General features: G+C 39.8%; 7 protein-coding genes. 5 read left to right on the top strand and 2 right to left on the bottom strand.

Annotated features, from left to right (window positions below; translation table 11 throughout):
- Window positions 1–189 precede the first annotated feature (189 nt).
- On the bottom strand, window positions 190–1902 hold the full coding sequence (locus AAV96_RS06000; protein WP_005162789.1) for an electron transfer flavoprotein-ubiquinone oxidoreductase: 1713 nt from the start codon (window positions 1900–1902) through the stop codon (window positions 190–192).
- Between the two features lie 187 nt (window positions 1903–2089).
- Between AAV96_RS06000 and AAV96_RS05995 the strand changes: the two genes are divergently transcribed.
- From AAV96_RS05995 to AAV96_RS05975, 5 genes are all read left to right on the top strand, one after another.
- Window positions 2090–2713 (top strand): DUF1285 domain-containing protein, encoded by a 624-nt coding sequence (locus tag AAV96_RS05995; RefSeq protein ID WP_004659187.1) that lies wholly within the window; start codon window positions 2090–2092, stop codon window positions 2711–2713.
- A gap of 43 nt (window positions 2714–2756) precedes the next feature.
- A complete protein-coding gene (gene murI / locus AAV96_RS05990) occupies window positions 2757–3635 on the top strand; it encodes a glutamate racemase (RefSeq protein WP_004659185.1) in 879 nt (292 codons plus the stop codon).
- Between the two features lie 104 nt (window positions 3636–3739).
- The gene (locus AAV96_RS05985) at window positions 3740–4768 is read left to right on the top strand and encodes a DUF4062 domain-containing protein (RefSeq protein WP_005218527.1); all 1029 of its coding nucleotides are present in this window, start codon (window positions 3740–3742) and stop codon (window positions 4766–4768) included.
- 69 nt (window positions 4769–4837) lie between these two features.
- Window positions 4838–5854 (top strand): ferrochelatase, encoded by a 1017-nt coding sequence (hemH, locus tag AAV96_RS05980; protein ID WP_046738659.1) that lies wholly within the window; start codon window positions 4838–4840, stop codon window positions 5852–5854.
- A 29-nt stretch (window positions 5855–5883) separates the two neighbouring features.
- Complete coding sequence (locus AAV96_RS05975) at window positions 5884–6528, top strand: MBL fold metallo-hydrolase (protein WP_046738658.1); 645 nt, start codon at window positions 5884–5886, stop codon at window positions 6526–6528.
- Here AAV96_RS05975 and AAV96_RS05970 read toward each other — a convergent pair.
- The gene (locus AAV96_RS05970; RefSeq protein WP_005162768.1) at window positions 6525–6716 is read right to left on the bottom strand and encodes a DNA gyrase inhibitor YacG; all 192 of its coding nucleotides are present in this window, start codon (window positions 6714–6716) and stop codon (window positions 6525–6527) included. The two genes, AAV96_RS05975 and AAV96_RS05970, sit on opposite strands and share 4 nt — an antisense overlap.
- Window positions 6717–6752: the final 36 nt, after the last annotated feature.

Raw genomic sequence — 6752 nt, 5'->3', positions numbered from 1 at the left:
TAATAATAGTGTGATTTTTTATTTTAGTTAAGTTTGTCTCTTTTATTAAATTAATTTTGTTAAAGTATTTCAAATGATTGTATTTGTATAGGTTTAATATGAATTCATTTCTTAAAAATACCATTCTGTATTATTTATTTAGAAATTAAAAAAAGCCTCAATAAATTGAGGCTTTTTTAATGTTAGCAATTACATGTTTGGATAGTTTGGACCACCACCACCCTCAGGGGTTACCCAAGTAATGTTTTGTGAAGGGTCTTTAATATCACAAGTCTTACAGTGTACGCAGTTTGCTGCGTTAATCTGGAAGCGCTTAGAACCATCATCATTTTCCATGATTTCATAAACACCAGCAGGGCAGTAGCGTTGAGCAGGCTCATCCCATTTCGGTAGGTTTACATTCACTGGAATTGATGGATCGGTTAGCTTTAAGTGAGCAGGTTGGTTCTCTTCATGCACTGTATTTGATACGAATACTGAAGATAAACGGTCAAAGGTCAACTTACCATCTGGTTTTGGATAGTTTGGTTTGAATGTCGATGCATCTACAGTTTTAAGTGCAGCAAAGTCTTGTTTTAAGTCATGTAACGTAAATGGCACTTTAAGGATGTTTTGATCAATAAAGTTAAATGCACCACCAATCCAAGTACCAAACTTGTGCATCGCTGGACCAAAGTTACGTGCTTGATATAACTCTTCTTTTAACCAAGAGTTATTGTACTTATCTGTGTAAGTCGTTAACTCTTTAGCAAAATGATCGTCACCTTCAAGAACGCGAGCAATTGCGAGATCACCACCTTTTGCGACGCCCGCTGCGATTGCTTCAAACACAGCCTCGCCACACAACATACCTGACTTCATTGCAGTGTGAGAGCCTTTGATTTTTGAAAAGTTCAAGAAACCAGCATCATCACCGATTAAGCAGCCGCCTGGGAAAGTAAGTTTCGGTAAAGAGTTAAAACCACCCTTGACTACCGCACGTGCGCCGTAAGAAATACGCTTACCACCTTCTAGGAATTGCTTAATCGTTGGATGTGTTTTCCAACGTTGCATTTCCATAAATGGATACATATTTGGATTTTCGTAAGATAAGTCTACGATCATACCTAAAGTTACTTGGTTGTTCTCAGCGTGGTATAGCCACCAACCACCAGCAGAACCAGTCTCTGATAATGGCCAACCTGCACCATGCATCACTAGACCAGGTTTATGTTTAGCTGGGTCAATTTCCCAAAGCTCTTTAATACCAATACCGTAATGTTGCGGATCAGCATCTTTATCTAGGTTATATTTAGCAATTAGGCGCTTACCAAGATGACCACGGCAACCTTCAGCAAATAGCGTATATTTTGCATGGAGTTCATAACCAGGCGTGAAGTTATGTGTTGGCTCACCATTTTTGCCAATCCCCATATCACCTGTTTGAATCCCTTTCACAGTACCATCTTCATGGTAAAGCACTTCAGAAGCAGCAAAACCAGGGAAAATAGAAACTTCAAGCTCTTCAGCTTTTTGACCTAACCAACGCACAACATTACCGAGGGAAATAACATAGTTCCCTTCGTTGTGCATTGATTTTGGTACCATCCAATACGGCATTTTTTGTGCTTTCGTATCAGAAAGTAAGAAATAGGTTTCGTCGCCCGTTACAGGTACATTGAGTGGCGCACCTTCTTCTTTCCAGTTCGGGAACAATTCATTCATGGCACGTGGTTCAAGTACAGCACCAGAAAGGATATGCGCACCTACTTCAGAGCCTTTTTCAACAACACACACTGAAAGATCAGGTAGGTTGTTTTCAATCGCTAATTGACGAATTTTAATCGCAGCAGATAAACCCGCAGGCCCTGCGCCTACGATCACTACGTCAAACTCCATCGCTTCACGTTCGATGTGTTCCATGTAGGACTCCTCATATTTTTAAGGGTGGCAACCGTAATATTGCGATTCGGTGCTGCCATGAGTGTTCTGAATTGCCAAACACAAATGCTATTATTGTGCTTGCAAACGTTTGGGATAGTATAGTTTTAAACCTTGGGCTCGCCAATTGGCTGAGCGGTCATATTTTCTCGTCAGCAAGGCATAAACTATGATAAATGAAAATGATTCTTCACAAAACCCTTTAGAAAATCAGGGAAAAATCATGTTTTCTGATGATAAAAACTTAATGAACATTTCACAATACTTAAAAGATGTACAGCAAAGTCACAAAAGGTCAATTCCACCTTTAGACCAATGGCATCCAAAGCATTGTGGCAAAATGGATTTGAAAGTAAAAGCCAATGGTGAATGGTGGCACGAAGGTCAATTGATCAAGCGGCAGGCGCTATTAGATTTGTTTACTAAAGTGCTTTGGAAAGAAGAGGGTAAATTTTATCTTAAAACACCTGTAGAGCAGATTGAAATTGAGGTAGAAGATGAGCCTTTATTAATCAATCATGTGGATCAAATTGAAATCGATGGAAAATATTATTTGCAAGTCTCTACAACCAATCAGGACGTGGTGATTGTGGATGAAACACATCCTATTTTTATGCGTGAATATGCAGGTGAATTACGCCCATATGTACATATACGTTTCGGTATCAATGCATTAATCCAGAGACAAAGTTTTTATCATCTCGTGAACTATGGTTCTTTGTCTGAAAATGCTCAGGGTGAGGCTGTTTTAACGTTAAAAAGTGGTGATTTGATCTTGCATTTGAGCACCTGAGGTTTAAGCTTAAAAGATTAGATAAATTAGTGCTCACGTGTGTATGACAGCTGTTCAACCTATGCCTCTCTTATTGGATCCTATGCCACATGCATCTGCTGATGCGCCAATTGGGGTTTTTGATTCGGGTATTGGTGGATTATCGATTGCACAAGAAATTGCACAACATTTACCGAATGAACGCATTCTTTATTATGCAGATACAGCGCATGTTCCCTATGGTGCGCGTTCAGACCAAGAGATTCGCAAGCTTACTGCTCAAGCAATTGAGTGGTTGTATCGACAAGGTTGCAAAATTGCAGTTGTCGCTTGTAACACTGCTTCAGCTTTTAGTTTGGATTATTTGCGAGATTATTATGGTGAGCGTTTTCCAATCGTAGGTTTAGTTCCTGCGTTGAAGCCTGCTGTGATCCAAACCCAATCTAAAGTTGTAGCAGTGTTAGCAACACCAGCAACTTTTCGTGGTCAATTGATTAAAGATGTCATGCTCAAATTTGCTGAACCTGCTGGGGTGAAAGTTCTCGCTGTAACCAGTTTAAAACTGGTACCTTTTGTAGAGTCGGGCCAGCAAATGAGTCAAGATTGTTTGAATGTATTGCAAGAGATTTTACAGCCTGTTGTTGCTCAAGGTGCGGACTTTTTAGTGTTGGGTTGTACCCATTATCCCTTCCTAAAAGATGCGATTCGTCAGGTTTTTGGTGAAAAGTTAAAGTTAATTGACTCTGGGCAAGCGGTTGCACGACAAACAGCATATATTTTGATAAAAAATAGGTTATTATGTGACAAAATAAGTCATAATATTACACGTATTGAATGTTATGTCAGCGGTAATAATGCGATTGAGTTATCATTAGTGCTCAAACATCTAGTACCAGAACAAATAACATGGACGATTCGCAATTTGGATGAAATTACTGCTTAAGTGCGTAAAATCTAATCATATTTGTGGTTTTATCTAGGTTATCTATTAATAAAATTTAAGCAAAATAGCTTAAAATTATTGATCAGTGAATTGAGGCTTAGCCTATGCAGGATACCCGTTATCAAGTGTTTATTTCTACGTCTGGCAATGAAATGCAACCAGAGCGAGCAGTCTTGACTCAAACTTTGGTTGGGATGGGTTTCTTTTCGTGGGGCTTAGAACAGCGCACACCATTAAGTACCTCTATTGCTCGTCGTCAAATAGATGACTGTGATTACGTCGTAATCTTATTAGGTAGCCAGTATGGCGAACAATCCGTTTCAGGTGTTGGTTACATGCATCTGGAATATATTTACGCCATGACGAAGCAGAAACCTGTGATTGTATTCATGCATGAAGATCCAGAATCACGTGATGCTGTATTACATGATCATAAATTAGAATTAAGAGAAAAATTCAAAGAGTTTAGAAAACAGCTTCAACATGAAGTTGATCAAGTTTTTACTTATCGGACTTTGCGTGATTTAGAACTTGCGGTACGTTCGAATATGCCGCAAATGTTAGAGCGTTATCCAGTAGTCGGTTGGGTGCGTCCGCAAAATACGCAGGTTTTACAAGATGAAATTGACAGTTTGCGTGCAAAAGTAAAACAACTTGAAACTGAAGTTGGAAGTCGAGAAGTAGATCCGATTGCAACTGTTCCAAAGGTATCAATGCATGAGATTTATTCATTTGAATATCGTATGCATGCTTATCAAGATGGTAATTTCAAAGAAGTTAAACCATTTCGTAAAATGACATGGGCACAATTGCTGAATGTGTTAGGTGCCTCATTTGTAATTCCTACGCCCGAAGAATATTTTTCTAAACGTATGAATGAATTTTTAAATGAAACAGGTCTTGATGATGCACGTGTAGAAATGCCACGAGCGCATGCTGTCTCTCGCGCGCAAATTAATATTCGTGCACTCCATGAAATTAAAACACAAATGCGTCAAAATGAATGGATTGTACCAACTGGTCGTGATGATCGCCAACGGATGTTATGGCAATTGACCTCAAAAGGGCAGAAGTTATTAGAAAGTAACATTTTGGATAGTAATCGGGTTTTTCAATTTAAGACCATGCATTAATTCAATTTAAAAAATAATCATAAAACTGCTAAAGTAATTGAAGAAATTCAGCTATAGCGGAAGCGATCTATGTCAGCTACACCAAAACCAAAAGTGACTGTGGTTTTAGCAAATTTAGGTACGCCAGACGAAGCAACTGTCTCAGCAGTACGTCGATTTTTAAAACAATTTTTATCCGATACACGTGTAATTGAAATCCCGAAACCGATTTGGTGGATTATTTTACATTTATTTGTATTGACATTCCGTCCTAAAAGAGTGGCTGAAGCTTATGCTTCCGTATGGTCAAAAGATTCACCAATGCGAGAAATTGTGCTTGAGCAAACGGAATTGGTGAAGCAACGCTTACAATCGGAAAGTCAGCATTTTGATTTGACGGTTGTTCCTGCTATGACCTATGGGCAACCCAGCATATATGGTGTTTTTGAGCAGCTTGAAAAAAATCCACAAGAGCACGTTATCCTTTTACCTTTATTTCCGCAGTATTCCGCAACATCAACAGCCCCTCTGTATGATGCTTTTGCAAAATGGATTCCTAAACAACGCCATTTACCCGGCCTTACTTTAATCAAAGATTATTATCAACATCCTATGTTTATTCAGGCATTGGCAGATAGTGTTGTCGCTTATCAAGCCCAATATGGTAAACCTGAAAAATTATTGATGTCTTTTCATGGTATCCCGCAGCCGTATGCGGATAAAGGTGATCCCTATGCTGATCGTTGTCGTATGACAGCGAAACTCGTCGCTGAAGCCTTGCATTTAAATGAAGGCGAATGGGCAATTAGTTTCCAATCTCGCTTTGGTAAGCAAGAATGGGTCAAACCATATACGGATGTGGTCTTACAGCAGTGGGGTGAGCAAAAAGTTAAATCAGTGCAAGTGTTGAGCCCTGCATTTTCGGCAGATTGTTTAGAAACATTGGAAGAGTTGGCCATCCAGAATAAAGAACTGTTTCAACATGCGGGTGGTGGGGAATATGCTTATATTCCTGCTTTGAACAGCGATCAAGCGCATATTGATTTGCTTGCTAGTCTAGTTCAGGCTAATCTTGATGCCCTTACTCATACCTTAGCCCATCGTTAAATTGACGTTTTATTTCGCCAGAGGTTTTTATGCTGCAAGTCAAAATTGTACCCGTTACTGCATTTGCCCAAAATTGTTCTATTCTTTGGGATAGTGAAAGTAAAGATGCTGTTTTGATTGACGCAGGTGGTGATGCCGCGGTACTCAAACAACAAGTAGAAGCACTCGGTTTAAATGTTAAAGCACTTTGGTTAACACATGGGCATCTTGATCATGCAGGTGCGGTGGGTGAACTTGCTGAGACATGGAATATTCCAGTGATTGGGCCGCATAAAGAAGATCAATTTTGGTTGGATATGATTCAGGAAGTTTCAGCACGTTATGGTTTTCCAATTCCGCAACCTGTCAAAGTTGATCAGTGGCTTGAGGGCGGCGAAACATTGAAACTGGGTGAGGATGAGTTTGAAGTCCGTTTTGCGCCTGGTCATACTCCAGGTCATGTGATGTTCTATAATGCTAAACATGGTTTGCTATGGACCGGTGATGTATTGTTCAAAGGTTCGATTGGACGTACTGACTTTCCGAAAGGCAACCACCAACAACTGTTAGATTCGATTCAACGTGAATGCTTTAGCTTGCCTGATGAAACTCAGTTTATTTCAGGTCATGGACCGATGAGTACCATCGGCTATGAAAAGCAATTTAATCCTTTTGTGGCAAGTAAAGCGGGTTAGTCCTCGTAATCATCTTCTTGGCGTTGCAAGCCTGATTGAGGGGCATCTTGAGTAGGTAATTTGTATTCATCGCTCGCCCAAGCCCCGAGATCGATTAGTTTGCAACGCTCAGAGCAGAATGGACGAAATTCATTACCTTCCCAAGTGCTGGCTTCACCACAACGAGGACAGGGAAATGTACGTGGCATAGAAAATTCCTAAAACATAAAACAAATAGATTAGGC

It is taken from the genome of Acinetobacter sp. AG1 (assembly GCF_001005525.1).
Lineage (GTDB): Bacteria > Pseudomonadota > Gammaproteobacteria > Pseudomonadales > Moraxellaceae > Acinetobacter > Acinetobacter modestus.
Note: the sequence above shows the minus strand (reverse complement) of the source record. Positions and strands in the feature narration are given on the sequence as shown.

Excerpts from the sequence above, each read along its gene's own strand:
- AAV96_RS05995 (WP_004659187.1), top strand. The coding sequence starts at position 2,090 with ATGATAAATGAAAATGATTCTTCACAAAACCCTTTAGAAAATCAGGGA.
- AAV96_RS05970 (WP_005162768.1), bottom strand. The coding sequence starts at position 6,716 with ATGCCACGTACATTTCCCTGTCCTCGTTGTGGTGAAGCCAGCACTTGG.
- AAV96_RS05985 (WP_005218527.1), top strand. The coding sequence starts at position 3,740 with ATGCAGGATACCCGTTATCAAGTGTTTATTTCTACGTCTGGCAATGAA.
- murI (WP_004659185.1), top strand. The coding sequence starts at position 2,757 with ATGACAGCTGTTCAACCTATGCCTCTCTTATTGGATCCTATGCCACAT.
- AAV96_RS06000 (WP_005162789.1), bottom strand. The coding sequence starts at position 1,902 with ATGGAACACATCGAACGTGAAGCGATGGAGTTTGACGTAGTGATCGTA.
- AAV96_RS05975 (WP_046738658.1), top strand. The coding sequence starts at position 5,884 with ATGCTGCAAGTCAAAATTGTACCCGTTACTGCATTTGCCCAAAATTGT.
- hemH (WP_046738659.1), top strand. The coding sequence starts at position 4,838 with ATGTCAGCTACACCAAAACCAAAAGTGACTGTGGTTTTAGCAAATTTA.